The following is a 24,635-nucleotide window of genomic DNA, read 5'->3' on the forward strand; positions in this document are numbered from 1 at the left end:
ATCAGGCTCCTGCCGCACCGGCCACGCCACCTGTGGCAACGACCTGATAGCGCGGAATGATGAGATGAATGGTGCAAAGCGCGACGAGATAGGCGCAGGACGCGACGGCGAAGATCGGCCCGTAGCTGCCGATCCTTTCCAGAATGACGCCGGCGAACTTGGCCATCATCATGCCCCCGATTGCCCCGGCCAGTCCGCCAAGGCCGACCACCGATCCCGCCATCCAGCGGGGAAAGACATCGCCTGGCAGCGCATAGAGATTGGCCGAAAAGCCCTGATGCCCCGCACAGGCAAGGCCGATCAAGCCGACCGCGACCCACATGGATGGCGCATGAGTGGCGAAAGCGATCGGCACCGCGCATAGCGCCGCCAGCAACATGGCGCTCTTGCGGGCGCGGTTGACGCTCCAGCCCCGACCCATGAAGCGCGAGGACGCCCAGCCACCCGCGACCGAGCCGATGTCCGCCAACAGATAGACGGCGATCAGCGGCGGACCAAAGTCCAGCATCTTGACGCCATATTGCTTGTTGAAGAAATCGGGCAGCCAGAAGAGGAAGGTCCACCAAACCGGATCGATCAGGAAACGTCCGGCCATATAGGCCCAGGTCTGGCGATGACGGAACAGGGTCGCCCATTTGACCGGGCGCTGCTCCTCCACCGGATCGGTTTCGATCCACGCCAGTTCCTCCGCCGAAAGCCCCTTCTTTTCCCGCGGACGACGATAAAAGCCGAGCCAGGCGGCGAGCCACAGCACGGTCAGCAGGCCGGTCAGGATGAAGGCCCAGCGCCAGCCCAGGCCAACGGCGATGATCGGCACCACCAGCGGCGTCAGAATCGCGCCTACGTTGGAACCAGCGTTGAAGATGCCGATGGCGAAAGCGCGTTCCTTTTTGGGGAACCATTCATTGGTCGCGGCGATGGCAGCGGGAAAGGTGCCCGCTTCCCCGATCGCCAGGGGGATGCGCGCGATCAGCATCCCCGCCGTGGACGTGAAGAAGATATGTGCGATATGGCCGATGGTCCACAGGCTCACCGCCAGCGCATATCCCGCCCGCGCGCCGACCTTGTCGATCAACCGGCCAAAGGCGACATAGGCGATGCCATAGCCCGCCTGGAACCAGATGGCGAGGTCGGCATAGCCGCTCTCGCTCCAGCCATAGCGGGCCTGTAAATCAGGTTTCAGCGTCGGCAGGACCAGCCGGTCGATATAGCTGAGCACCACGGCCGCGAAGAGCAGACCGCAGACGATCCAGCGCACTTTGCCCGAAGGCTTGGGGATTGTGGTCATTGCCCTCTCCAAAACACATCCGTCATGAGGGGAATAGGCGGCTCAAGGGATCACCAATTATACATGGTGCCGTCTTCGAGCCGGTTCACCGGCAGGAAGGCGCGCTTATATTCATATTTGGCGGCGAGTTCCTCATCGAGGTCGACGCCCAGCCCCGGCTTGTCGCCCGGATGCATCATGCCGTCCGCGAAGCTGTAGGCGTGGGGGAAAACCGCGTCCGTTTCTTCGGTATGCCGCATATATTCCTGGATACCGAAATTCGGCACGCTGAGGTCGAAATGCAGCGCGGCGGCCATGCACACCGGCGACAGGTCAGTCGCGCCATGGCAGCCGGTGCGGATCTGGTAGAGGTCCGCCAGCGCGGCGATGCGGCGCAGGTGGGTGATGCCGCCGGCATGAACCACCGTCGCGCGGATATAGTCGATCAACTGGTTCTGGATCAGATCCTTGGCGTCCCAGATCGAATTGAAAATCTCACCCACGGCCAGCGGCGCGGTGGTATGCTGGCGGATCAGCCTGAAGGCTTCCTGATTTTCGGCCGGGGTCGCATCCTCCAGCCAGAAGGGGCGATAGGGCTCCAGATCCTTGCCCAGGCGACCGGCCTCGATCGGGGTCAGGCGGTGATGGATGTCATGGAGCAGATGCACGTCCCAGCCCAGCGCCTCGCGCGCGGCTTTGAAGAGTTCCGGCACGACGCGCATATATTTGCTGGTATTCCAGACATTTTCGGTCGGCAGGTCGGCGTCGGCCGGCTCGTAGAAATATTTGTCCTTCGACACGCCATAGGTGGACGCCATCCCCGGCACGCCGCACTGAAGGCGGATCGCCTTATAGCCCTGCGCCTGATAATCGAGCGCGACCTTGATGGTATCCTCGATGCTGGTGCCATTGGCATGGCCATAAACCATCACGCCTTCGCGGCTCGCGCCGCCCAGCAACTGATAGACCGGCAGGCCCGCAATCTTGCCCTTGATGTCCCACAGCGCCGTATCGACGGCCGCGATGGCCGACATCGTCACCGGCCCGCGCCGCCAATAGGCGCCCTTGTAGAGATATTGCCAGACATCCTCGATCCGGTGCGCATCCCGGCCGATCAGGCAGGGAATGACATGGTCGGTCAGATAGCTGGCGACGGACAGTTCGCGGCCATTGAGCGTCGCGTCGCCCAGACCGTAAATCCCCTCGTCCGTCTCGATCTTCAAGGTCACGAAATTGCGGCCGGGCGACGTCACGATCACCTTGGCGCCGGTAATGATGGGCATGGGAGACTCCGTAAATTGGTAAAACCAATATCTAGAAAATTCGCATTTGCGTCAACAGCGGCCTGACCAATATGGATTCAGGCAATTTCGAGCGTCATTGACTGAAGCGCCTCGCTGTCCGGCCCGACCATGACGTCGAACAGGCCCGGTTCGACGACTTCCTGCATGTCGATGTTCCAAAGGGCAAAGGCTTCGGGACCAAGGTCTAGCCGCACGGTCTTGGTTTCACCGGGCGCCAGGGTGACGCGCTCGAAGCCCTTCAGTTCCTTGATCGGCCGGGTGACGCTGGCGGTCTGGTCGTGGACATAAAGCTGGACCACCTCGTCCCCTGTCCGGTCGCCGATATTACGAATATCGACTTCGACCGTCACCGTGCCGCCGACACCGATGCGCGACGCGGACAGCCGCGGCTTTCCAAACTCGAACGTCGTGTAGCTGAGGCCATAGCCGAAAGGAAAAAGCGGCGTGATGTCCTCGAACACATAGCCGCGCCGTGCCGATGGCTTTCGGTTGTAGAAGACCGGTATCTGCCCCGCATCGCGCGCCACGGTGACAGGCAGCTTCGCGCCGGGATTGACGTCGCCGAACAGGATGTCGGCCATCGCGGCGCCGCCTTCCTGTCCCGGATACCAGCATTCGAGCAGCGCGTTCGCGCCCTCGACCACGGCGGGATAGCTGGGCGGGCGGCCATTGATCGCGCAGACCACTACCGGTTTTCCGGTAGCCAGACATGCGGCGAACAAGTCATTCTGCTCACCCAGAAGATCAAGGCTGGTGCGATCGCCCAGATGGTTCTTGGCAAAGCCCTCGCGACTCGTCTGCTCGGTATCGCCGATCGCCAGAAGGATGACGTCGGCGCTCTTCGCGACCTCCACCGCTTCGGCGATCAGGGCGCGGTTCTTCGCCGGGTCGGCCAGGAACACCTCGTCCACTGATCGATCCTCGCTCTGGGTGATGAAGACCCCCTGGTGGTGGACGACCTCCGCCTTATCCTTGAGCTTGGCCTGTACGCCCTCCAGCAACGAAATTGTCTGGCGGGGAGTCGATGAATAGCCGCCCAGCCGCGCGATGGCGGCGTTTGGCCCGATCACCGCGACCCGCCGGTGCGCGCCGGGCGCCAGCGGCAAGATGCCGTCATTCTTGAGCAGCGCGATCGACCTGTGCGCCGCCTTCAACGCCAGCGCGCGAGCCTCTGCATTGCCGGTCAGCGCGTCATAGTCACGACGCGGCCAGGGATTTTCGAACAGGCCCGCGCGGAACTTGAGGGTCAACATGCGCGTGCAGGCGATGTCGACAGCCTCGACGGGCACCCTGCCCGCGCGGACCTGCTCCACGAGCGTCCGATAGGCCAGGCCATCGGGCAACTCGCAATCGACCCCGGCCCGCAGCGCCGCGCGGGCCGCCGCTTCCAGGTCGGGCTGGACATGGTGGATGGTGTCGAGTTCGGGCACGGCGCCATAATCGCTGACGATCGCGCCATCGAAATGCCACTCGCCGCGAAGAATGTCGCTCAGCAGCCATATATTCTGATGCGACGGCATGCCGTCAATCTCGTTATAGGACGGCATGACGGCGGCGATCCCGGTGCGCTTGACCACCTGCCGGAAGGGCGGGAAGAAATTCTCCCGCAACTCGCGCTCGGAAATCGGCGCGGGCGCGACATTCTCGCCGCTCTGCGGTTGACCATGGCCGGTCATATGCTTGAGCGTCGCCATGACCTTGTCCGGGCCGATTTGCTGGCTCTCGCCCTGAAGGCCGAGCACCGCCGCAACGCCCATCTCGCCGCAGAGATAGGGGTCTTCCCCGAACGTCTCCTCGATCCGGCCCCAGCGCGGATCGCGCGCGATATCGACCACCGGGGACAGCGCCAGATGCACGCCCCGCGCCCGGACTTCCCGCGCGATGACCGACTGGACTTCGCGCATCAGGTCACGGTCGAAGCTGCCGGCCATGCCGATCGCCATCGGGAACATGGTGGCGTCGGTCGCCATATAGCCGTGCAGCGATTCTTCATGGAACAGCACCGGAATGCCGAGCCGCGTCTCCTCCACCGCCCATTTCTGGACGGCGGTGATGAAGGCCACGGTGTCGGCCGGCGTGCGCCAGCGCGCGCCGACGCCCCCCGCCTGGGTCGATCCGTTGGGCGCGCCGCGCCGGTCGGAGGGACGTGTGATCTGGCCGAAGCCTTGTGGATAGGCCTTGCTCGCCTTGGCCGGTGAAAAAGTCAGATCGTCCATGATGTCGGCCTTGGTCGCCCAAAGCGCGATGATCTGCCCGACCTTCTCCTCCAGCGTCATCCGCCCCAGCAGGTCGCGGACGCGCAGGTCGATGGGCGCGCTCGCATCCTTGTAGAGCGGGCCGCTCTTCGCCTTGGCCGTAAGGGGCGCAGCGGCGAGCAGCGAGGTCGAACCCAGCAGGCCCAGCGCCTGCCGCCTGCCGAATTTATGTGCGAAACCCGCGCTCATGGCGTCACCGTCAGGGTGGTGGACTGAAGCGCGACCGAACTGTTGCCGGTCATGATGTCGAATTCGCCCGGTTCGACCACCCGGTGCATCTGGTCATTCCACATCTGGAGGCTTTCGGGGCTGATCGTGAAGGTGACAGTGCGGACTTCGCCGGGTTTCAGCGTCACGCGCTCGAACCCCTTCAATTCCTTGATCGGCCGGGTGACGGAACTGACCTTGTCGCGGATATAGAACTGGACGACCTCGTCGCCGGTGCGCCGGCCGGTGTTGCGAACATCGACCGAGACGCCGGTGCTGCCGCCGGTGCCGATGCTGATCGCGTCGAGGCGCGGAGCCGACAGGCTGAACGTCGTATAGGAAAGCCCAAAGCCGAACGGGTATAGCGGGTCAGTCGTGTCGAACAGATAGCCGCGCCGGGCCGATGGCTTCACATTATAGAACATCGGCAACTGGCCGACCGATCGCGGCACCGTGACGGGCAGCTTCCCGCCCGGATTGACATCTCCGAACAGCACGTCGGCCACGGCATTGCCGCCCTGTTCGCCCAGATACCAACCTTCCAAGATGGCGTTGGCCTGCTCGCTCACCTTCACGGTGGAGGCAGGACGGCCGTTGATCAGCACCACGGCGATCGGCTTTCCCAGCGCCTTCAACGCATCGAACAACGCCTGCTGCTCGCCGACCAGATCGAGGCTGGAGCGGTCGCCCAGATGATTGTCAGCCCAGCCTTCGCGGCTCGATTGCTCGGTATCGCCCAGCGTCAGGACGATGCGGTCGACATTGCGCGCGGCCTCGACCGCCTGTGCGATCAATTCGCGATTCTCGGCCGGGTCGGACTTCACGACCTTGTCGGCCCACCAATCGTCATCCTCGGTAATCTTGACGCCCTGCGCGAAAACGATGCTCGCGCGGCTTCCCACCTTGGCCTTGATGCCGTCGAGTATCGACACCGTGTGCGGCGGTTGGCCATAATAGCCGCCCAGCCGCGCGACCGCCGCGCTCGGCCCGATGACGGCGATACTGCCTTCTGGCTTCAGCGGGAGCATCCCGTCATTCTTGAGCAAAGTGATGGACCGCTGCGCCGCCCTGAGCGCCAGCGCGCGAGCGTCGGCATTGTTGGTGATCGCTTCAGCCGTGGCCGCGTCGGCATAGGGATTTTCGAACAGCCCGGCGCGGAATTTGAGCTCCAGCATCCGGCGGACGGCCTTGTCGACCTTCGCCTCGCTCACCTTGCCCTCGCGCACCAGCTTGCCCAGCGTCGCATAGGACAGGCCATCGGGCAGGTCCGCGTCGACGCCGGCATCAAGCGCGCGGGTCGCCGCCTCCTCCAGACTACCGGCGACATGGTGGATGCTCATCAGCTGGTCGATCGCCGAATAGTCGGACACCACTGCCCCGCGAAAACCCCATTCCCCGCGCAGCACGTCACCCAGCAGCCAATGGTTCATATGGCTGGGTACGCTGTCAATCTCGTTATAGCTGGCCATGACCGCCTCGATCCCGGTGCGCTTCACCACCTGTTCGAAGGGGGGAAAGAAATTCTCCCGCAATTCGCGTTCGGAATAGGGCGCGGGACCGACATTGGTGCCGCTTTCGGGCTGGCCATGGCCGGTGAGGTGCTTGAGCGTGGCGAAAACCTTGCCGGGACGCAGGTCGCGCGCATGACCTTCGCCCTGCAATCCCTCGACCGCGGCGACGCCCATTTCCCCAACCAGATAGGGGTCTTCGCCAAAGGTTTCCTCGATCCGGCCCCAGCGCGGGTCGCGGGCGATGTCGACCACGGGGGACAGCACCATCGGCACGCCGCGCGCCCGGATTTCGCGGGCGATGACGCTATTCACATCGCGCAGCATGGCCGTGTCGAAGGAGGATGCCATGGCGATCGATTGGGGAAAGCTGGTCGCGCCAACGGCGGCGTATCCGTGCAGCCCCTCCTCATGAAAGAGGATCGGGATGCCGAGGCGGGTCTGCGTCATCGCCCATTTCTGGAGCGCATTCACCAGCGCTACTGTCGCGCGCGGATCACGACCCGGCGCGACGCGGGGGCTGACCGCGCCCTTCGCATCGGACGGGCGCGCAAAATGGCCCAAGCCATTGGGATAAAGGGCGCGCAGCTTGACCGGGTCGAGTTGCAGCCGGTCGTTGAAAATCTTGACCTTGCTTTCCCAGACGGTGGTGATCTGCGCGATCTTCTCGTCCAGGGTCATGCGCGCCAGCAGATCATCGACCCGCGCGTCGACCGGCGCCGAAGCATCTTTGTAAAGGGGGGCGGCGCTGGCGGCGGCCATTGCCGAATCGACCGTCGCAACCGGCAAAGCCAAGCCCAACGCCAACATCGAAGCAGCGCCTATAATCTTGCCGGTGCGAATCACGAAGCCCCTCTCCCTTTTTCTCACCAAGCGCGCTTTTCACTTGCAGCGCGTCCGCTGATAACGTTACCATTGCGCAGACAGATCGAGCTTGTCAATGCCGTTCAGGTCGATGACAGCCCGACATCAAGGGAGAGGGATGAGTGATAGCGCGCCTGTTCTGCTATTTGATAGCCGTGGCTATGATAAGCGTCGCCCCGGCCGCGTCGGCCGAGGACGGTTATGATTTATGGCTCCGTTACGCCCCGGCGAACGACGCGCGGGCGGGCGAGATCACCCGCCACGCAACCGCAATCGCGACAACCGGCCACAACGCCACGCTGACCGCCGCGACGCAAGAGTTGCAGCGCGGCCTTTTGGGCATGACGCATACCACTCCTGCCCTGACCCGCGCCGTGGCGCAGGGTGCGCTCTGGCTGGCGACGCCGGCGACCGATGCCACGCTTCCCGTCGCGCTCGATGGCCTTGGCGACGAAGGCTATGCCATCCGATCGACACAGGCCGATGGCAAGGCCGTGACCCTGATCGCCGCGAACAGCGACGTGGGACTTTTGCACGGCGCCTTCCACTGGCTGCGCCTGGCGCAGAGCGGCGCGCCGCTGGACCGGCTCGACATTCGCAGCGCGCCTAAGATCAAGCTGCGCCTGCTCAACCATTGGGACAATCTGGATGGCATGGTGGAGCGCGGCTATGCCGGCCAGTCGATCTGGGACTGGTGGCGCCTGCCCGATTATAAAGGGCCGCGCTACACCGACTATGCCCGCGCCAACGCCTCGATCGGCATCAACGGCACTGTCCTCAACAATGTGAATGCCAAGGCGACCAGCCTGACCGCCCCCTATATCGCCAAGGCGGCGGCGCTGGCCGATGTCTTCCGTCCCTATGGCATCAAGGTCTATCTGTCGGTCAAATGGACCGCGCCGATGGAATTGGACGGCCTCAAGACCGCCGATCCGCTCGATCCCCAGGTCGCCGCCTGGTGGAAGGCGAAGGCCGACGAAATCTACAGGGCGATCCCCGATTTCGGCGGGTTCCTGGTCAAGGCAAACAGCGAAGGCCAGCCGGGACCGCAGGATTATGACCGCACCCATGCCGACGGCGCGAACATGCTGGCCGCAGCGGTGAAGCCCCATGGCGGCATCGTGATGTGGCGCGCCTTCGTCTACGCGCATGACAATCCCGACGACCGCGCCAAACAGGCCTATGACGATTTCAAATCGCTCGACGGCACGTTCGCCGACAATGTCATCGTGCAGGTGAAGAATGGCGCGATCGACTTCCAGCCGCGCGAGCCGTTCCATCCCCTGTTCGGCGCGATGCCGAAAACGCCGCTGATGATGGAATTCCAGATCACCAAGGAATATCTGGGCCAGTCGACCCACCTCACCTATCTTGGCCCCTTGTTCGAAGAGACGCTGGACGCCGATACCTATGCCAGGGGCAAGGGCTCGACCGTCGCCGAGGTGATCGACGGCACGCTCGACGGCCATAAACTGACCGGCATAGCGGGCGTCGCCAATATCGGCGTCGATCGCGACTGGAGCGGGTCGATCTTCAACCAGGCGGACTGGTATGCCTTTGGCCGCCTCGCTTGGAACCCGGACCTGTCGGCCGAGGGGATCGCGCGCGAATGGGCCGCGATGACCTTCACGCCCGATCCGAAGCTGGTGAAGCCGGTCGTCGCCATGATGATGGGATCGCGTGAGGCGGCGGTCGATTATATGACGCCGCTCGGCCTTGCCCACGTCATGGGCACTGGCCATCATTATGGCCCCGCCCCCTGGATATCCGACCTTGCCCGGCCCGAATGGAACCCGGTCTATTATCACAAGGCGGACGCCACCGGCATCGGCTTTGACCGGACGAAGAGCGGCAGCAACGCCATCGCCCAATATGCGCCGCCGGTCGCAAAGATGCTCGCCGATCCGAAGACCACGCCGGAGAAGGAATTGCTCTGGTTCCATCATCTACCCTGGGACTATCGCCTGAAATCGGGCGAGACTTTGTGGGATGGCCTGGTCCATCATTATGATCGCGGCGTCGCCTATGTCGCCGACATGCAGAAGACATGGGAGAACTTGCGTCCACTGGTCGATCCCGAGCGGTTCGCCCAGACCGAAGCCTTTCTGAAAATCCAGCATCGCGAAGCGAAATGGTGGCGGGATGCGAGCATCGCTTATTTCCAGTCCATTGCGAAACGCCCCCTGCCCACGGGGTCCGACGCGCCGGCGCATGACCTGGACTGGTACAAGGCGCAGGATTTTCCTTACGCGCCAGGCAATCCGTGATTTTTCGCTTCTATTATGGGGGGTGATGTCGCTACCAATTCCCAGCACCTCTTTTTTTCGGAAAGCCGCCGAATTTGACCGATACCCGCTCTTCCCGCCGTCAGCGCAACGCGCCCACCATCAACGATGTCGCGCGCCGAGCCGGCGTGTCGCCAATGACGGTATCGCGCGTGATCAACGGCGAGCAGGTGGTGCGCCCGGAAACCCGCGAGAAGGTGCAGGCGGCGATTGCGGCGCTGAACTACGCCCCCAGCGCCGCCGCACGCAGCCTGGCCGGCGGCGACGAGATCCGCATCGGCCTGCTCTACAGCAACCCGTCCGCCTCCTATCTCAGCGAATTTCTGGTCGGCAGCCTGGATCAGGCCAGCCGCAGCGGCATCGACCTGGTCGTCGAGAAATGGGATGAGCAGACATCGGTGCAGGATGTGGTCGCCCATCTGCTGCGCGGTCGGATCGACGGCGTGGTGCTGCCCCCGCCGCTCTGCGATCTGCAGGAGATGGTCGAGGCGCTGACGGCCGCCGGTATTCCCGCCGTCGCGGTGGCGACCGGCCGTCCACCGGCGGATCTGTCCGCCGTCAGCATCGACGACCGGCAGGCCGCCTATGAAATGACCCGGCACCTGATCGCGCTTGGCCACACTCGCATCGGCTTCATCAAGGGCAATCCGAACCAGACCGCCAGCGCCAAGCGGTTCGAAGGCTATGTCGAAGCGTTGCAGCAGGCCGGGCTGGCAATCCAGGACGAGTTGATCGCCCAGGGTTATTTCACCTATCGGTCCGGGCTGGACGCGGCGGAACATATCATGGCGCTGGCCGACCCCCCCACGGCCGTCTTCGCCAGCAATGACGACATGGCGGCCGCGACGGTGGCGATCGCGCATCGCAGCGGACTGGACGTGCCGGGCGACCTCACCGTCTGCGGTTTCGACGACAGCTCGCTGGCGACGACGATCTGGCCGGAACTGACCACCATCCGCCAGCCGATCAGCGCCATGTCGCGCGCGGCGGTGGAGGTGCTGGTGCGGCGGCTTAAGGGGCGCAGGAGCCAGAAGAATGGCGAAACCGAGCATCTGGTGCTCGATCATGCCCTCATCCGGCGCCAGTCCGACGCCGCGCCCAGGGTGCGGCCGCGAATGGGCGGCAGGTAACGAAACCCGTTCGTTTCGCGCGGGCGTTGCTCTCTACCGCGTCATTTCAGGTAAAGTGATCCGGCCTTAAATCGCGCCGAACACCCGTTCGAATATCGTGTCGACCTGCTTGAAATGATAGTCGAGGTTGAATTTCTCCTCAATCTGTTCGGCGGGCAGCGCCGCTGTGACATCGGGGTCGGCCTTCAGCAATTCCAGCAGCGACAATTGCCCGTCCGACTCCCACACCTTCATGGCGTTGCGCTGGACATAGTGATAGCTGTCCTCGCGGCTTACCCCCGCCTGGGTCAGCGCCAGCAGCACGCGCTGCGAGTGGACGAGGCCGCCCATCTTGTCGAGATTCTTCATCATCCGCTCGGGATAGACGAGCAGCTTGTCGATCACGCCGGTCAGGCGGCCCAGCGCGAAGTCGAGCGTGATGGTCGCATCAGGGCCGATATAGCGTTCGACCGACGAATGGCTGATGTCGCGCTCATGCCAAAGCGCCACATTCTCCATCGCCGGCAGCGCATAGGCGCGGACCATGCGGGCGAGGCCGGTCAGATTTTCGGTCAGCACCGGGTTGCGCTTGTGCGGCATGGCGCTGCTGCCCTTCTGGCCGGGCGAGAAATATTCCTCCGCCTCCAGCACCTCGGTGCGCTGAAGGTGGCGAACCTCGACGGCCAGGCGCTCGATCGAGCTGGCGATCACGCCCAGCGTCGCGAAAAACATCGCATGGCGGTCGCGCGGGATGACCTGGGTCGATACCGGCTCGATCGCGAGGCCCAGTTTCTGCGCGACATGCTCCTCGACGCGCGGATCGATATTGGCGAAGGTGCCGACCGCGCCGGAAATGGCGCAGGTTGCGACTTCGGCGCGGGCCGCGATGAGACGCGCGCGGCAGCGACTGAATTCGGCATAGGCTTCGGCCATTTTCAGCCCGAACGTGACCGGCTCGGCATGAATGCCGTGGCTGCGGCCGATGGTCGGGGTCAACTTATGTTCAAAGGCGCGGCGCTTGATGACCGCGAGCAGCTTATCAATATCCTCGATCAGCAGGTCGGACGCGCGGGCAAGCTGCACGGCGAGACAGGTGTCGAGCACGTCGGAGCTGGTCATGCCCTGATGCATGAAGCGCGCTTCGTCGCCGACCTGCTCGGCCACCCAGGTCAGGAAGGCGATGACGTCATGCTTGGTGACGGCCTCGATCGCATCGATCGCGGCGACATCGATGGCAGGGTTGGTCGCCCACCATTCCCACAGCGCCTTTGCCGCCGACACAGGCACCACACCCAGTTCCCCCAATTTCTCGGTCGCGTGCGCCTCGATCTCGAACCAGATTTTGAACCGGGCTTCCGGTTCCCAAAGGGCGGTCATTTGCGGGCGGGCGTAACGGGGGACCATGGGCGAATCCTGCGTGGCTAGATGTGAATGTCGCCGCGCCGACTAGCAGTGTCGCCCCGACCTAGCAAATCACCGCCGATACTGCCCCGCTTCGCCATCCAATTACCCGCCACGGCAGGCAAAACAGATGAATCGAACATATATATTGGACGAACGACGGAATATGAACGGATATTCAGGAACAACAGCCGATGTTCGACTATTATAGCTTCACGAATTCAGGAGTCGGCCGATATGGCTGTGCTTCCCAAGAAGGTCGCACAACAGGAGATCGCAATGATCCGCGCGTTTTTGTTCACAACGGCACTCGCTATTGCCGCGCCGGCTATGGCGCAGCAGTCGATGAGACCTAACCAGCCCATGATGCCGGGCGATCCCCAATCCACCCAGCCAGCGACGCCGGCGCAACCCGCGCAGCCCCAGGGCGCGATGCCGGCCGCGCCGTCCCAGCCCGCCCAGCCCCAGTCGGTGGCCTCCATCGTGGACAGCGAATTTCCGGCCTATGACGCCAATAGCGACCGCCAGCTCGACCAGTCGGAATTTTCGCGCTGGATGCTGGCGCTCAAGCATCAGGAGATGAAGGCTACGGGTCAGCCGCTTGCGGCGGATCAGATAACGGCATGGGCCAATGGCGCCTTCAAGACGGCCGACACCGACAAAAACGGCATGATCAGCAAGCCGGAACTCATTGCCTATCTCAGCGGCGGCGGCGCTTGAACTGACGCCGACTGGATTCCCCGCCTTGTCACGAAGGGCGGACAAAAAACCCGCAACGGGTCGCATTATGGGCGGCATGGAACGAAGGCCATGCCGCCCTTTTTTTATGTAGAGCTCGTGCGGACAAGTGAGACCCGGTCTTCCGCATAAAATGATTCGAAAACAAATGACTAGGACAGAAAACGGAGCAGCTCCGCCCTGCTTCCGCCAGGCGCGAATCAGGTCTTCTTGCGGGCATAGAGCAGCGCGGCGACGATGGCGGCCGACCCAATTCCGACCGCGGTCCCCATCCATATCCCCTTGCCGGCGGATGCCCGCGCCGCGCCCGCCAAATCGGCCTGGTCCGCTGTGGAATTGATCGGGGTAGCGTCCTGTACGCCGGCGGCCGGCGCGCTGTCTTCGGTCTTGCTCATAGTGGATGCGATTATGCCGTAAAGCGCGCGTGCGGAAAAGATGCCTTGCTGTGTGCCGGCATGAACGCCTCCCACAGCGCCTTTTGCGCAACACCTCTTGACTTCGGACCGGCTTCCATGTTGGTAGCGCTATCAAATTAACAACCATCCGTTTAGGAGTTGATGATGCCGGGGGATGTTTCCTTGCTCGACTGCCTGCCGGGCGATTGGCGCCGTGGCTTGTTCATCGGCCGCGTCCAGACCGCCGACGGCCCCAGCCCGATCTTCGTTGCCCAAGGCATTGCCTACGACATGAGCCGGGTCGCGCCGACCGTCGCGCAATTGATGGAAAAACTGCCGCTTTCCGCCAATGCCGGCACAGCGCTTGGCCCGCTCGAAACGATCGGCCTGCCACTGCTCAGCCCCGTCGACCTGCAATGCGTCAAGGCGTGCGGCGTTACCTTTGCCCTTTCCGCGCTGGAGCGCGTGATTGAAGAGCGCGCGCGCGGCGACGCCGGCGCAGCGGCCGACATTCGCGGTCGGTTGGAAGAGCGCGTGGGCGGTTCCATCCGCGCGGTCGTCCCCGGCACGCAGGAAGCGGCCGCCCTCAAGACCGCATTGATCGAGGATGGTCTCTGGTCCCAATATCTGGAGGTCGCGATCGGCCCCGATGCGGAGGTCTTCACCAAGGCGCCGGTCCTATCGACGGTGGGCGCTGGCGCCCAGATCGGTATCCGTTCCGATTCCACCTGGAACAACCCCGAACCCGAAGTGGTGCTGATCGTCGATACAGCCGGAAACGCCATTGGCGCGACTCTGGGCAATGACGTGAATTTGCGCGACTTTGAGGGCCGCTCGGCGCTGTTGCTGGGCAAGGCGAAGGATAATAATGCGTCCTGCTCGCTCGGACCGCTCATCCGCCTGTTCGACGGCGACTTTTCCATCGACGACGTGCGCAATGCCGAGGTCGAGCTGACCATCGAGGGACCGGAAGGCTATCGCCTGGAAGGCGCCAGCAGCATGAACCAGATCAGCCGCGATCCGCTGGAACTGGTGCGCCAGACCCTGTCCGAACATCAATATCCCGACGGTTTCGCCCTGTTCCTGGGGACGCTGTTCGCGCCCGTACAGGACCGGGACGAACCTGGCCGCGGCTTCACCCACAAGGTCGGCGACGTGGTGACCATCGCAACCCCGCGCCTGGGCAAGCTGGTCAACCAGGTGGTGACATCGAAGGATGCGGCGCCCTGGACCTTCGGTCTCACCGCATTGATGACCAATCTGGCCGCGCGCGGCTTGCTGACCCCTGCCCAAGAGAAAGAGACTGCATGACCAGCGTCCCCTCCCCCAGCCGCGCTCAATATCCCAGTCTCAGCGGCAAACGGGTTTTCATTTCCGGCGGCGGCAGCGGCATCGGCGCGGGCCTGGTCGAAGCCTTTGCCCGGCAGGGCGCGAAGGTCGCCTTTTGCGACATTGCCGTGGCCGAGAGCGAAGCGGTGGTCGCCCACCTTGGCGACGCCGCGTTCACGCCCGTTTTTCATGCGGTCGACCTGCGCGACATCGACGCGGTGCAGGTGATGATCGGCGCGGTCGATGACCAGCTTGGCGGGATCGACATCTTGATCAACAATGCCGCCAATGACGACCGTCACAGCATCGACGATGTGACGCCGGCCTATTGGGACGAACGGATGGCCGTCAATCTGCGTCATTTCTTCTTCGCCAGCCAGGCGGCCGTCCCCGCGATGAAGCGCGCAGGCGGCGGCGTGATCCTCAACTTCGGGTCGATCAGCTGGCACCTCGCCTTGCCCGAACTGACACTATACCAGACCGCCAAGGCAGCGATCGAGGGGCTGACCCGCAGCCTCGCCCGCGATCTTGGCCGCGACAATATCCGCGTCAACACCATCATTCCGGGCAATGTAAAAACCCCCCGCCAGGAAAAATGGTATACCCCCGAAGGCGAGGCGGAGATCGTCGCGGCGCAATGTCTGGACGGCCGCATCCTGCCGCACGACGTTGCCGCGCTGGCGATGTTCCTGGCGTCGGACGATGCGCGCTTCTGCACCGGCCATGACTATTTCATCGATGCCGGCTGGCGCTGAGATGCGGACTGCCGTGCCGCAGAGCGTCCTGACGGTCGGCGCCATGCTGGGCGAAGGTCCGGTATGGGTAGCGCGCGACGCCGCTTTGTGGTTCGTCGATATCAAGGGGCATCGCATCCACCGCTTCGACCCGGCGCTGGGCGTCGGGCGCAGTTGGGCGGCGCCCGGCCAGGTGGGCTGGATCGTGCCGACCGACGACGGGCTGTTCGCGGTCGGGCTGCAATCGGGCGTGCACCGATTCGATCCGGCGCGGGGCAGTTTCGTTGCGATCCACGCGCCCGAAGCGCATCTGCCCGGCAATCGCCTGAACGACGCCTGCGTCGCGCCCGACGGGGCGCTCTGGTTCGGGTCGATGGACGATGCGGAGGAGGCCGTTAGCGGCTATTTCTATCGGTTCCACAAGGGCGTCTGCATTGAAACAGGCCTGCCATCGGTGTCGATCACCAACGGCCCCGCCCTCTCACCCGATGGCCGTAACCTTTATCACACCGACACGCTGGGCAAGCGCATCTGGCGCACCGAACTGGCGGCGGACGGAACGGTCGGCAACACGCACCTGTTCGCCCGGATCGAGGATGGCGCGGGCTATCCGGACGGCCCGACGATCGACGTCGAAGGATGCCTGTGGACCGGCCTGTTCGGCGGCTGGGCCGTGCGCCGCTATGATCCGGCGGGCACGCTGATGCGCGAAATCCGCTTCCCGGTGGCGAACATCACGAAAATCGCCTTTGGCGACGAAGACCTGCGCACCGCCTATGCGACGACCGCGCGCAAGGGGCTGGACATGACAGCGTTGACAGAACAGCCGCTGGCAGGCGATCTGTTCGCCTTCGACCCTGGCGTCGCAGGGCTGCCGGGGCATGTTGCGACAATATAGACGATCAGGAAGGACAGGATGATGAGTGAGGGGAGCGCCGAGAGGGTCAATATGGCCTTCATTGCAGCGATCGTCGCGGTAGCGACGATCGGCGGTTTCATGTTCGGCTATGATTCGGGCGTCATCAACGGCACGCAAAAGGGGCTGGAAAGCGCCTTCGACCTGGGCAAGCTGGGCATCGGCATCAATGTCGGCGCCATCCTGGTCGGCTCGTCCATCGGTGCGTTCGGCGCGGGCCGCATGGCCGACATCATCGGCCGGCGCGGCGTGATGATGCTGGCCGCCATCCTGTTCCTGGGCAGCGCGCTGCTGGCCGGCGCGGCCGGTTCCTCGGCCATCTTCATCTTCGCCCGCATCATCGGCGGACTGGGCGTCGGCGCGGCCAGCGTCATTTCCCCCGTCTATATCTCCGAAGTCACCCCCGCCGCCGTGCGCGGGCGCCTGTCGTCGGTGCAGCAGGTGATGATCATTTCCGGCCTGACCGGCGCCTTCGTCGCCAACTTCGTGCTCGCGCGCTATGCGGGCGGCTCGACCGCTGAACTGTGGCTGGGCTTCCCGGCCTGGCGCTGGATGTTCTGGCTTCAGGCGATCCCTGCCGCCATCTATTTCCTGGCGCTGCTGGTGATCCCGGAAAGCCCGCGCTACCTCGTCGCGCGCGGGCAGGAAGAACGCGCCCATGCGGTGCTGACCCGGCTGTTCGGCGGGCAGGAAGCGACGCGCAAGGTGGCGGAGATCCGCGCCAGCCTGGCTGCCGATCATCACCGGCCCAAGCTCAGCGACCTGATCGACAAGGCCAGCGGCAAGGTCCGCCCGATCGTGTGGACCGGCATCGGCCTCGCCGTCTTTCAGCAGCTCGTCGGCATCAACGTCGTCTTCTATTATGGCGCGACGCTGTGGGAAGCCGTCGGCTTTTCCGAAGATTATGCGCTTCAGATCAATATCCTGTCCGGCGTCCTGTCGATCGGCGCCTGCCTCGCCACCATCACCATGGTCGATCGGATCGGGCGCAAGCCGTTGCTGCTGATCGGCTCGGCGGGCATGGCCCTCACGCTGGCGATCGTCGCCTATGCCTTTTCCACTGCCGTCACCGGCACGGACGGCGCTGTCATGCTGCCGGGCAATAACGGGGTGATGGCGCTGATCGCGGCCAATCTCTACGTGATCTTCTTCAACATGAGCTGGGGCCCGATCATGTGGGTCATGCTGGGCGAAATGTTCCCGAACCAGATCCGCGGTTCGGGACTTGCCGTCGCGGGCTTTGCCCAGTGGATCGCCAATGCGGTCGTCTCGGTCAGCTTCCCTTCGCTGGTGGTCTGGCCGGGTCTGGCGGTCGCCTATGTCGGCTATGCCGTGTTCGCCGCCATCTCCTTCTTCTTCGTGCGCGCCATGGTCAATGAAACCAAGGGCCGCGAGCTTGAGGATATGGTCGGCTGAGCCAGAAGGTCATCATCCTGCGGGCGGGGGCGCTGGAGGCAGCGCTCTCGCCCGCGATCGGCGGGTCGCTGCTGCATCTGGCGCTGGACGGCGCCGACCTGCTTCGGCGCGCGTCCGCCGGCGCCGACGATCCGCTCGCCACGGCGAGTTTTCCGCTGGTCCCTTATGCCAACCGGATCGCGGAGGGGCGCTTCGATTTTGACGGGGCAAGCTATCGGCTTCCGCTGAATTTCGGCGATCATCCGCACAGCCTCCATGGCTTTGGCTGGCAGGCGAAATGGACAGCGAAAGCGACAGGTGCAACGACCGCGCAACTCGTCCATGACCATGGTGGCGATGCTGGCTGGCCATGGCCCTATCGCGCGGAGCAGCAAGTCGCGCTGACTGCGTTGCAGCTGTCCATTTCGCTGTCACTTTTCAACGCGGGCGACCGCCCGATGCCGGCAGGCCTGGGCTTTCATCCCTATTTCATGGCCGATGCCGCGACGACGCTGCGCTTCGGCGCGCGCAGCCTGTGGCTGTCGACGCCAGACATGCTGCCGGACCGCGAAGCGCCCGCCGACGCGCTGGGCGACTGGTCGCGGCTGGCAATCGTGCGCGGCGACCGGCTGATCGACAATGTCTATGGCGGCTGGGACGGCGCGGCGACGATCGAGCGCGGCGACGGGCTGCGCCTGACGCTGACCGCCACCGGCGCGGACTGGCTCCATGTCTATCGCCCGCCCGGCAGCGCCGATTTCTGCCTGGAGCCGGTCAGCCACATGCCCGACGCGATCCATCGCGGGACCATGCCGATTCTGCCGCCAGGCGGCACGGCCAGCCTTTCCATGACCATCGCGATCGACAAAAGCGATCAGACGCTTCCGAAATCCGACGCGATCGCCTAAGCTGTCACAAACGGCAGCGAGGGTATCAGCCAATGCAATTTCTGCGGACCGCCTTCTGGGTCGTCATCGCCGTGGCGCTCGTCTTTTTCTGCATGGCCAATTATGTGCCCGTGACCGTCAGGCTATGGGGCGACCTGGTCATGGAAACCAAGCTGCCGGTGCTGCTGATCGGCGCATTCCTGCTCGGCGCGCTGCCCTTCTGGGTGATGGCGCGGGCGACGCGCTGGCGGTTGAAGCGGCGGCTCGACAACACGCAGCGCGCGCTGGTCGCGGCCACCGCTGCGCCGGCCGTTCCGGCAACTCCGCCGTCCTATTCCGACGCGCCGGCCCTTTCGGCTGGCGAACCCCTGCCCTCCACCCCCAACATCACAGGCCCTGCATGAGAAGTCCCATCTATGTCGCCATCGACACGCCAGACCTCGCCAAGGCGCAGCATCTGGCGGGACAGGTGCGTCATCATGTCGGCGGGCTGAAGCTGGGACTCGAATTTTTCTGCGCCCATGGCCATCATGGCGTGCATGAAATGATGAAGTTCGAACTGCCGATCTTCCTCGACCTCAAGCTGCACGACATTCCCAACACGGTGGCGAAGGCGGTGCAGGCGCTGCACCTGCTGGAACCGGCGATCCTGACTGTCCACGCCGGGGGCGGCCGCGCGATGCTGGAGGACGCCAAGGCGGCGGCGGGGGTCAATACCAAGGTCGTGGCCGTGACCGTGCTAACCAGCCTCGACGATGGCGACCTGCTCGACATCGGCGTGGGCGGCAAGGCTGGAGATCAGGTCCGTCGCCTGGCCGACCTGGCGCAGAGCGCGGGACTGGACGGAATCGTCTGTTCCGGCGAGGAAGTCGCGATGGCGAAGGCCGCCTGGCATGACGGCTTCTTCGTCGTGCCCGGCGTGCGCCCGGCCGGCGGCGCGCTGGGCGACCAGAAGCGCGCGGTGACCCCGCGTCATGCACTCGACAACGGCGCGTCGATCCTGGTGGTGGGACGGCCGATCAGCCTGGCGGAAAACCCCGACCTCGCCGCACGGGAAATCGAAGCGACGCTATAAGGCGGCTGGGTAGCTTGCCGACATGCGCGAATGCCCGTGGCGGGTGGGTAGGCGACTGTCTGCTTTTGGAGAGATGACCGGTAATAGCTGACGCTGGGCTGTAAAGATCGTTCGGCAACAATCGCCCACTGGCGGACATTGCCTCATATGCTACGACAGCCCTATGACCTACACTCAGTCGCTGGCCATCCATATCGTTACCGCAGTCGCGGTTGGGGTGGCATTGGATTGGGCGATTTTCGAGCGCTTCAAGATGATTGTCGGAGCGTTTGGGGATAGTGGCGAGGTTCGATACCGCGAACTACCGTCTTGGCGCGTGGTCGTAGTTATTCTTGCGTCCGCAATTGTAGGCATCAGCTTGGCGGCTCCAGTGCTGCTCGCTTTTCCGTTCTGGATCGGGACAGCACTGTTCGTTATGTCGAACATCTGCGCAAACGCTGTCGCCTTAAGGCGCTGATTATATCGGCCTGTATGTAAGCAGGAACGGCAGCTTTCCACCAATTTCGTCTTTCAGCGTTCAACGGGCCATCTAAATGAGTGGCCAGTTTCAGGGATAAGGATAATCTGGCAGAGTGACCAAAAATGGCCGCTACCGGCCAGTCCGCCCGGCGCGCGGTCTATTCCAGCCCGCTTTTCTGCGCCTGCCCCACGAAGTTCAGCGCCGCGCGCGCGGTTTCTGCGATCGCCGCCTCGGCCTTCTTCGCGTCCACCGTCGGCCGATCGAGATAGATGGCGAGGATATATTCGTCGCCGGCCGGCGATTTCACCAGCGCCACGTCATTATAAGCATTGCCGCATGTCCCGGTTTTGCTGCCCGATGTCCAGCCTTCGGGCAGGCCCGCCTTGATCCGCTTGTCGCCCGTGCTGCTGGCGTTGAACCAGGCGCGCAGCGTGTCGGCGCTCTGTGCCGACATGTCGCGAAAGAAGAGGCGCCCCATCAAACCGGCCATGGCGGCGGGCGTGGTGGTGTCGCGCGGGTCGCCCTGCGCATTTTCATTGAGCGTCGGCTCATTGCGATCCAGCCGCGTCACGCTGTCGCCATGTGCGCGGATGAAGGCGGTCAGCCCCTCCGGCCCGCCCAGCATCGGCAGCAACAGGTTGGCCGCGCTGTTGTCGCTCACCTCCACCGCCGCCTGCGCCAGTTCGCTCATGCTCATGCGGCCGCGCTTCTTGTTCTTCTTCACCACCGGGGCGTAATCGAGAATGTCGTCGCTGCCGAAGGGGATTTGCCCCTCCAGCCCGAACTTGCCGCCTTCCGCGCCGGTCAGCACAGCGGCCGCCAGCGGCGCCTTGAAGGTCGAGCACATGGCGAAACGCTCGTCGCGGTTGAAGCCGAGGATCAGCGCGCCCTGACGATCGACCAGCGCGACGCCCAGCCGACCGCCGGTTTCTTCCTCGATCTCCTTGGGATTGCGCACCTCCGCCAGGGCCGACTGCGGCACCAGGTAGCGCGGCGCGGCGGGCATCAGCGAATCCAGATTGCCGGTCGGCACCGGTTCCTTGACCGGCTGTTTCTGCTGGTTTGCGGCGGTCGCGGGCGCGGCGAGCAGGGCCAGCGCGGCAAAGGCGGTCAACATCTTCATGGCCGGGTTCACATTCCCTGCATATTGTAGGATTCGTCCGGGATGCGGACGGTCAGCGTGGCCAGCGCATCATTCAGGATGATCTGGCAGGACAGGCGGCTGGTGCGGGTGGCGGCGGCGGCCAGGTCGAGCATGTCTTCCTCATCCTCACTGGCGCGCGGCAGTTTCGCGAAATCATCGGCATCGACGATCACATGGCAGGTGGAACAGGCCATCTGCCCCTCGCATGTCCCCTCCAGCGGCTGGCCGACGGCCTGTGCGACGTCCAGCAGGACCGATCCCGCCGGGGCATCGACCTCCTGCCGCCGCTCTCCGTCAGCGCTGATGAAGGTGACCCTGGTCATTGATGCGACGCTCCCTTGTCACGGCGCCGCTTGTGCGATTGCCGCCTCATTCAATGCCTTTGCAGCCCTCTCCAGTTCGTCCGGCGTCGTGTAGCGGCCAAAACCGATCCGCACCGATCCGCGCGCCTGCCTGTCCGTCAGGCCCAGCGCGCGCAGCACATGGCTAGGCCGCCCGGACCCGCTTGCGCAAGCGCTACCGAGCGAAAAAGCAATATTGCGGCAATAAGACAACAGCCGGGCGCCGTCGATGGCATCCTGCCGCAGGTTGAGATTGCCCGGATAACGCCGCCTCTCGCTGCCGTTCAGCGTCCACGCCCCGAACAGGTCGCGCGCCATGCGGGCGAGGTTTTGGACATGGGCGCGGTCGGCATCCGCGCGTTCGCGCATCAGCCGCGCGGCGACACCGAAGCCAGCGCACAGCGCGGGTGAAAGCGTGCCCGAGCGCAGCCCCCCTTCCTGACCGCCGCCATGGATCAGCGGAGCGGGCTTTACCCCATCGCGCAGCCATAATGCGCCGACCCCTTTTGGCCCGTGAATCTTGTGTGCGCTGATCGCTATCATGTCGCACGCATCCGGGATCGGCACGCGGCCATAGCCCTGCACCGCGTCGCACAGGAACAGCGCGCCCGCCTGATGCGCCAGCCCGGCCAAATCCGCGATCGGCTGGATCACGCCGATTTCATTGTTGACCAGCATGGCCGCGACCAACGCCACGCCGGGGCGAATGGCGGCGCGCGCCGCTTCCAGGTCGACCAGTCCGTCGGCGCCGACCGGCAGCACCGTCACGGCGCGGCCCGCGCGCCGCATCGCTTCCACCGTGTCGAGTATGGCCGCATGTTCGGTGGCGATGGTGACGATGCCGCCCGGCGGCGCGCCCTGGATCGCGATGTTGAGCGCCTCGGTCGCGCCGGAGGTGAACAGGACATGCCCGTCCGGCGGCAACAGTCGCGCAACCTCTTCGCGCGCCACTTCCACCTGCGCGGCGGCGGCGCGGCCCGGCCGGTGGGCGCTGTGCGGATTGGCGAACTGGTCGCGCAGCAGCGGCACCATGGCGTCGAACGCTTCGGGCGCGAGCGGCGTCGTCGCCTGATAATCGAGATAGATCATCGCCGCGCATATCCCCTGGCTTTGGCCGCCATGCCGGTCCAGACGGTGAGGAAACGGTCGATGTCCGCGTCACCGGTCTGCGGGCCGAAGCTGACGCGAACCACTTCGGACGCCGCCGCATCGTCCCAACCCATCGCCCCCAGCACATGGCTGGTCTTGAGCGAGCCGGATGAACAGGCGCTGCCCGCCGACACCGAAATCCCCTGAAGGTCGAACTGGATCAACTGGGCGCGCGCCGACAGGCCAGGCATCCGGTAGCTGGCGATGGCGGGGCTGCGCGGCGCATCCCGCGCGACGATGACGCCGCCCGCCGCCTCGATACCCGCGTCGAGCCGCGCGCGCAGCGCCGCCGCCCGGTCCAGCCAGCCTGTCCCCGCCTCCAGCGCGGCGGCCATGGCCAGGATCGCGGGGAGATTTTCCGTGCCGGGGCGATAGCCCTGCTCCTGCCCGCCGCTCGGCTCGATCAGCGCCAGGTCACGGAGCAACAGTGCGCCGATCCCCGGCGGCCCGCCAAATTTATGCGCGCTGATCGCGATCATGTCGGCGTTTGGCAGCGGCAGCTTGCCCGCGCTCTGGGCGCAATCGGCGAACAGGATCGCACCGTGGCGATCAAGCTGGTCGAGCGGCTGGATCACACCCGTCTCGTTATTGACGTGTTGAATGGCCAGCATCGCGTCATGCCCGTGAAAGCCGGCATCGCCTGATGGGGCAAGGGAAACCATGCCGTCGCCATCCACCGCCAGGCGCTGCGCATCGTTCGTCACGCGCAGGACTGCGTCATGCTCGACCGGCGAAGTGAATATCCGGCCCGCCTTCGCCCGCGTGAGCCCGATGGAGATCGCCTCGCTCGCGCCGGAGGTGAAGATGACATGCCCGCCCCAACCCAGCGATGCTGCGACGCGGCGCCGCGCCTCTTCCAGCATGGCGCGCGCCGCGCGTCCATCGGCGTGCGGGCTGGACGGATTGGCCCACCCCTCCATCGCGGCCGCCATGGCGACGCGCGCCTCGGGCAGCATCGGGGTGGTTGCGGCATGATCCAGATAAAGACGGTCGGCGGCCAAGCGGGCGTTACTCATTGATTGCGGAAATGGCGGCGCCTTCTATATAGGCGGTTTGCCGTGCCGCGCCAGCGCGAAGCCCCGATGCCCAGCCATGGCGCGCGCGATCCGAATCCATTTGCCGCTTGGCTCCCTGTCGGGGCCGGGCGGCCCAGAACCATAACAGGTGCCATGCCCGACGTAATCTTTCCCGGACCCGAAGGTCGCCTCGAAGGCCGCTTCAGCCCCCCGCCCCGTCCGCGCGCGCCGGTCGCCATGATCCTGCACCCGCATCCCCAGGGCGGCGGCACGATGAACGACCGCATCACCCAGGCGCTCTACAAGACCTTCGTGCGGCGCGGCTTTGCCGTGCTGCGCTTCAACTTCCGGGGCGTGGGCCGCAGCCAGGGCACGTTCGACAATGGCATCGGCGAACTGAGCGACGCCGCGGCGGCGCTCGACTGGGTGCAGAGCTTCCATCCCGAAGCGCAAACCACCTGGATCGGCGGCTTTTCCTTCGGCGCCTGGATCGGTATGCAATTGCTGATGCGTCGCCCGGAAATCCGCGGCTTTATCTCGGTCGCACCGCCCGCGAACATGTATGATTTCTCATTCCTCGCGCCCTGCCCCTCGTCGGGCATCATCGTGCAGGGGACGTCTGACGAAGTGGTGACCGCAAGCGCAGTGCAGAAGCTGGTCGACAAGCTGCGCACCCAGAAGGGCATCACAATCCATCATGACGAGATCAAGGGCGCGAACCATTTCTTCGAACATGAACTCGACCAGCTGATGAAGTCGGTCGACAATTATCTCGACATGCGTTTGTCGCCCGATTCGCCGATCCGCTGAAGATCAGCTGTTCGACTGAGCAAAGGGCTGCCGATCGGCCGCCCTT

At 64.5% G+C, this 24,635-nt stretch carries 22 protein-coding genes; 12 read left to right on the forward strand and 10 right to left on the reverse strand.

Going from position 1 to position 24,635, the window contains the following annotated elements; all coding sequences use genetic code 11:
• Position 1: 1 nt before the first annotated feature.
• The 4 genes from C100_RS32475 to C100_RS32490 form a co-directional block, all read right to left on the reverse strand.
• A complete protein-coding gene (locus C100_RS32475; protein WP_024019192.1) occupies positions 2-1,288 on the reverse strand; it encodes an MFS transporter in 1,287 nt (428 codons plus the stop codon).
• A 50-nt stretch (positions 1,289-1,338) separates the two neighbouring features.
• The gene (manD, locus tag C100_RS32480) at positions 1,339-2,550 is read right to left on the reverse strand and encodes a D-mannonate dehydratase ManD (RefSeq protein ID WP_024019193.1); all 1,212 of its coding nucleotides are present in this window, start codon (positions 2,548-2,550) and stop codon (positions 1,339-1,341) included.
• Positions 2,551-2,627: 77 nt separating this feature from the next.
• Positions 2,628-5,015, reverse strand: coding sequence for a glycoside hydrolase family 3 N-terminal domain-containing protein (locus tag C100_RS32485; protein WP_024019194.1), 2,388 nt, complete (start codon positions 5,013-5,015; stop codon positions 2,628-2,630).
• Positions 5,012-7,351 carry a glycoside hydrolase family 3 N-terminal domain-containing protein gene (locus C100_RS32490; protein WP_024019195.1) on the reverse strand — a complete coding sequence of 780 codons (2,340 nt, stop codon included), beginning with the start codon at positions 7,349-7,351 and terminating at the stop codon, positions 5,012-5,014. The genes C100_RS32485 and C100_RS32490 overlap by 4 nt, the downstream gene beginning before the upstream one ends.
• Before the next feature lie 176 nt (positions 7,352-7,527).
• On the opposite strand from C100_RS32490, the gene C100_RS32495 reads away from it, so the two are divergent.
• Positions 7,528-9,672 (forward strand): alpha-glucuronidase family glycosyl hydrolase, encoded by a 2,145-nt coding sequence (locus tag C100_RS32495; protein ID WP_031309032.1) that lies wholly within the window; start codon positions 7,528-7,530, stop codon positions 9,670-9,672.
• A 74-nt stretch (positions 9,673-9,746) separates the two neighbouring features.
• Complete coding sequence (locus C100_RS32500) at positions 9,747-10,820, forward strand: LacI family DNA-binding transcriptional regulator (RefSeq protein ID WP_024019197.1); 1,074 nt, start codon at positions 9,747-9,749, stop codon at positions 10,818-10,820.
• A 66-nt stretch (positions 10,821-10,886) separates the two neighbouring features.
• Here the strand turns inward: C100_RS32500 and purB are convergent, their stop codons facing one another.
• Positions 10,887-12,203 (reverse strand): adenylosuccinate lyase, encoded by a 1,317-nt coding sequence (purB, locus tag C100_RS32505; RefSeq protein WP_024019198.1) that lies wholly within the window; start codon positions 12,201-12,203, stop codon positions 10,887-10,889.
• Between the two features lie 276 nt (positions 12,204-12,479).
• On the opposite strand from purB, the gene C100_RS32510 reads away from it, so the two are divergent.
• Entirely contained in the window at positions 12,480-12,920 is a 441-nt protein-coding gene (locus C100_RS32510; RefSeq protein WP_031309033.1) for an EF-hand domain-containing protein, read from the forward strand.
• 218 nt (positions 12,921-13,138) lie between these two features.
• On the opposite strand, the gene C100_RS32515 is transcribed toward C100_RS32510, so the two are convergent.
• A complete protein-coding gene (locus C100_RS32515; RefSeq protein WP_024019200.1) occupies positions 13,139-13,333 on the reverse strand; it encodes a hypothetical protein in 195 nt (64 codons plus the stop codon).
• Positions 13,334-13,498: 165 nt separating this feature from the next.
• On the opposite strand from C100_RS32515, the gene C100_RS32520 reads away from it, so the two are divergent.
• From C100_RS32520 to C100_RS32550, 8 genes are all read left to right on the forward strand, one after another.
• Positions 13,499-14,644: a fumarylacetoacetate hydrolase family protein gene (locus C100_RS32520; protein ID WP_031309035.1), complete on the forward strand. Its 1,146-nt coding sequence runs from the start codon at positions 13,499-13,501 to the stop codon at positions 14,642-14,644.
• Positions 14,641-15,417: an SDR family NAD(P)-dependent oxidoreductase gene (locus C100_RS32525; RefSeq protein WP_024019202.1), complete on the forward strand. Its 777-nt coding sequence runs from the start codon at positions 14,641-14,643 to the stop codon at positions 15,415-15,417. Before C100_RS32520 ends, C100_RS32525 begins: the two co-directional genes overlap by 4 nt.
• Position 15,418: 1 nt before the next feature.
• Positions 15,419-16,294 carry an SMP-30/gluconolactonase/LRE family protein gene (locus tag C100_RS32530; RefSeq protein WP_031309037.1) on the forward strand — a complete coding sequence of 292 codons (876 nt, stop codon included), beginning with the start codon at positions 15,419-15,421 and terminating at the stop codon, positions 16,292-16,294.
• 21 nt (positions 16,295-16,315) lie between these two features.
• Positions 16,316-17,728, forward strand: a complete 1,413-nt coding sequence (locus C100_RS32535) for a sugar porter family MFS transporter (RefSeq protein ID WP_031309038.1) — start codon at positions 16,316-16,318, stop codon at positions 17,726-17,728.
• 17 nt (positions 17,729-17,745) lie between these two features.
• On the forward strand, positions 17,746-18,615 hold the full coding sequence (locus C100_RS0124370) for an aldose 1-epimerase (RefSeq protein ID WP_031309039.1): 870 nt from the start codon (positions 17,746-17,748) through the stop codon (positions 18,613-18,615).
• A gap of 32 nt (positions 18,616-18,647) precedes the next feature.
• Positions 18,648-18,998 carry a lipopolysaccharide assembly protein LapA domain-containing protein gene (locus C100_RS32540; protein ID WP_024019206.1) on the forward strand — a complete coding sequence of 117 codons (351 nt, stop codon included), beginning with the start codon at positions 18,648-18,650 and terminating at the stop codon, positions 18,996-18,998.
• On the forward strand, positions 18,995-19,669 hold the full coding sequence (gene pyrF, locus C100_RS32545) for an orotidine-5'-phosphate decarboxylase (RefSeq protein ID WP_024019207.1): 675 nt from the start codon (positions 18,995-18,997) through the stop codon (positions 19,667-19,669). The genes C100_RS32540 and pyrF overlap by 4 nt, the downstream gene beginning before the upstream one ends.
• Positions 19,670-19,832: 163 nt before the next feature.
• Positions 19,833-20,126 (forward strand): hypothetical protein, encoded by a 294-nt coding sequence (locus C100_RS32550; RefSeq protein WP_024019208.1) that lies wholly within the window; start codon positions 19,833-19,835, stop codon positions 20,124-20,126.
• A gap of 160 nt (positions 20,127-20,286) precedes the next feature.
• Here C100_RS32550 and blaSGM read toward each other — a convergent pair whose 3' ends face one another.
• Genes blaSGM through C100_RS32570 form a run of 4 tightly spaced genes read right to left on the reverse strand, consistent with a single transcriptional unit; the run spans position 20,287 to position 23,764 of the window.
• Complete coding sequence (blaSGM, locus tag C100_RS32555; RefSeq protein ID WP_024019209.1) at positions 20,287-21,252, reverse strand: SGM family class A beta-lactamase; 966 nt, start codon at positions 21,250-21,252, stop codon at positions 20,287-20,289.
• Between the two features lie 8 nt (positions 21,253-21,260).
• Positions 21,261-21,596 carry a 2Fe-2S iron-sulfur cluster-binding protein gene (locus C100_RS32560; RefSeq protein WP_024019210.1) on the reverse strand — a complete coding sequence of 112 codons (336 nt, stop codon included), beginning with the start codon at positions 21,594-21,596 and terminating at the stop codon, positions 21,261-21,263.
• A gap of 18 nt (positions 21,597-21,614) precedes the next feature.
• Positions 21,615-22,703, reverse strand: coding sequence for a cysteine desulfurase family protein (locus C100_RS32565; protein ID WP_024019211.1), 1,089 nt, complete (start codon positions 22,701-22,703; stop codon positions 21,615-21,617).
• A complete protein-coding gene (locus C100_RS32570) occupies positions 22,700-23,764 on the reverse strand; it encodes a cysteine desulfurase family protein (protein WP_024019212.1) in 1,065 nt (354 codons plus the stop codon). Before C100_RS32570 ends, C100_RS32565 begins: the two co-directional genes overlap by 4 nt.
• Positions 23,765-23,932: 168 nt before the next feature.
• Here C100_RS32570 and C100_RS32575 point away from each other — a divergent pair, with 168 nt between their 5' ends.
• Positions 23,933-24,589, forward strand: a complete 657-nt coding sequence (locus tag C100_RS32575; RefSeq protein WP_024019213.1) for an alpha/beta hydrolase — start codon at positions 23,933-23,935, stop codon at positions 24,587-24,589.
• The last annotated feature ends 46 nt before the right edge of the window (positions 24,590-24,635 follow it).

The sequence above is a fragment of the Sphingobium sp. C100 genome (assembly GCF_000508185.1).
GTDB lineage: Bacteria > Pseudomonadota > Alphaproteobacteria > Sphingomonadales > Sphingomonadaceae > Sphingobium.

Coding starts and splice junctions, on each gene's coding strand:
- manD (WP_024019193.1), bottom strand. CDS start 2,550: ATGCCCATCATTACCGGCGCCAAGGTGATCGTGACGTCGCCCGGCCGC.
- C100_RS32565 (WP_024019211.1), bottom strand. CDS start 22,703: ATGATCTATCTCGATTATCAGGCGACGACGCCGCTCGCGCCCGAAGCG.
- C100_RS32540 (WP_024019206.1), top strand. CDS start 18,648: ATGCAATTTCTGCGGACCGCCTTCTGGGTCGTCATCGCCGTGGCGCTC.
- C100_RS32475 (WP_024019192.1), bottom strand. CDS start 1,288: ATGACCACAATCCCCAAGCCTTCGGGCAAAGTGCGCTGGATCGTCTGC.
- pyrF (WP_024019207.1), top strand. CDS start 18,995: ATGAGAAGTCCCATCTATGTCGCCATCGACACGCCAGACCTCGCCAAG.
- C100_RS32510 (WP_031309033.1), top strand. CDS start 12,480: ATGATCCGCGCGTTTTTGTTCACAACGGCACTCGCTATTGCCGCGCCG.
- C100_RS32520 (WP_031309035.1), top strand. CDS start 13,499: ATGCCGGGGGATGTTTCCTTGCTCGACTGCCTGCCGGGCGATTGGCGC.
- C100_RS32530 (WP_031309037.1), top strand. CDS start 15,419: ATGCGGACTGCCGTGCCGCAGAGCGTCCTGACGGTCGGCGCCATGCTG.
- blaSGM (WP_024019209.1), bottom strand. CDS start 21,252: ATGAAGATGTTGACCGCCTTTGCCGCGCTGGCCCTGCTCGCCGCGCCC.
- C100_RS32515 (WP_024019200.1), bottom strand. CDS start 13,333: ATGAGCAAGACCGAAGACAGCGCGCCGGCCGCCGGCGTACAGGACGCT.
- C100_RS32525 (WP_024019202.1), top strand. CDS start 14,641: ATGACCAGCGTCCCCTCCCCCAGCCGCGCTCAATATCCCAGTCTCAGC.
- C100_RS32560 (WP_024019210.1), bottom strand. CDS start 21,596: ATGACCAGGGTCACCTTCATCAGCGCTGACGGAGAGCGGCGGCAGGAG.
- C100_RS32535 (WP_031309038.1), top strand. CDS start 16,316: ATGAGTGAGGGGAGCGCCGAGAGGGTCAATATGGCCTTCATTGCAGCG.
- C100_RS32485 (WP_024019194.1), bottom strand. CDS start 5,015: ATGAGCGCGGGTTTCGCACATAAATTCGGCAGGCGGCAGGCGCTGGGC.
- C100_RS32490 (WP_024019195.1), bottom strand. CDS start 7,351: ATGTTGGCGTTGGGCTTGGCTTTGCCGGTTGCGACGGTCGATTCGGCA.
- C100_RS32550 (WP_024019208.1), top strand. CDS start 19,833: ATGACCTACACTCAGTCGCTGGCCATCCATATCGTTACCGCAGTCGCG.
- C100_RS32575 (WP_024019213.1), top strand. CDS start 23,933: ATGCCCGACGTAATCTTTCCCGGACCCGAAGGTCGCCTCGAAGGCCGC.
- purB (WP_024019198.1), bottom strand. CDS start 12,203: ATGGTCCCCCGTTACGCCCGCCCGCAAATGACCGCCCTTTGGGAACCG.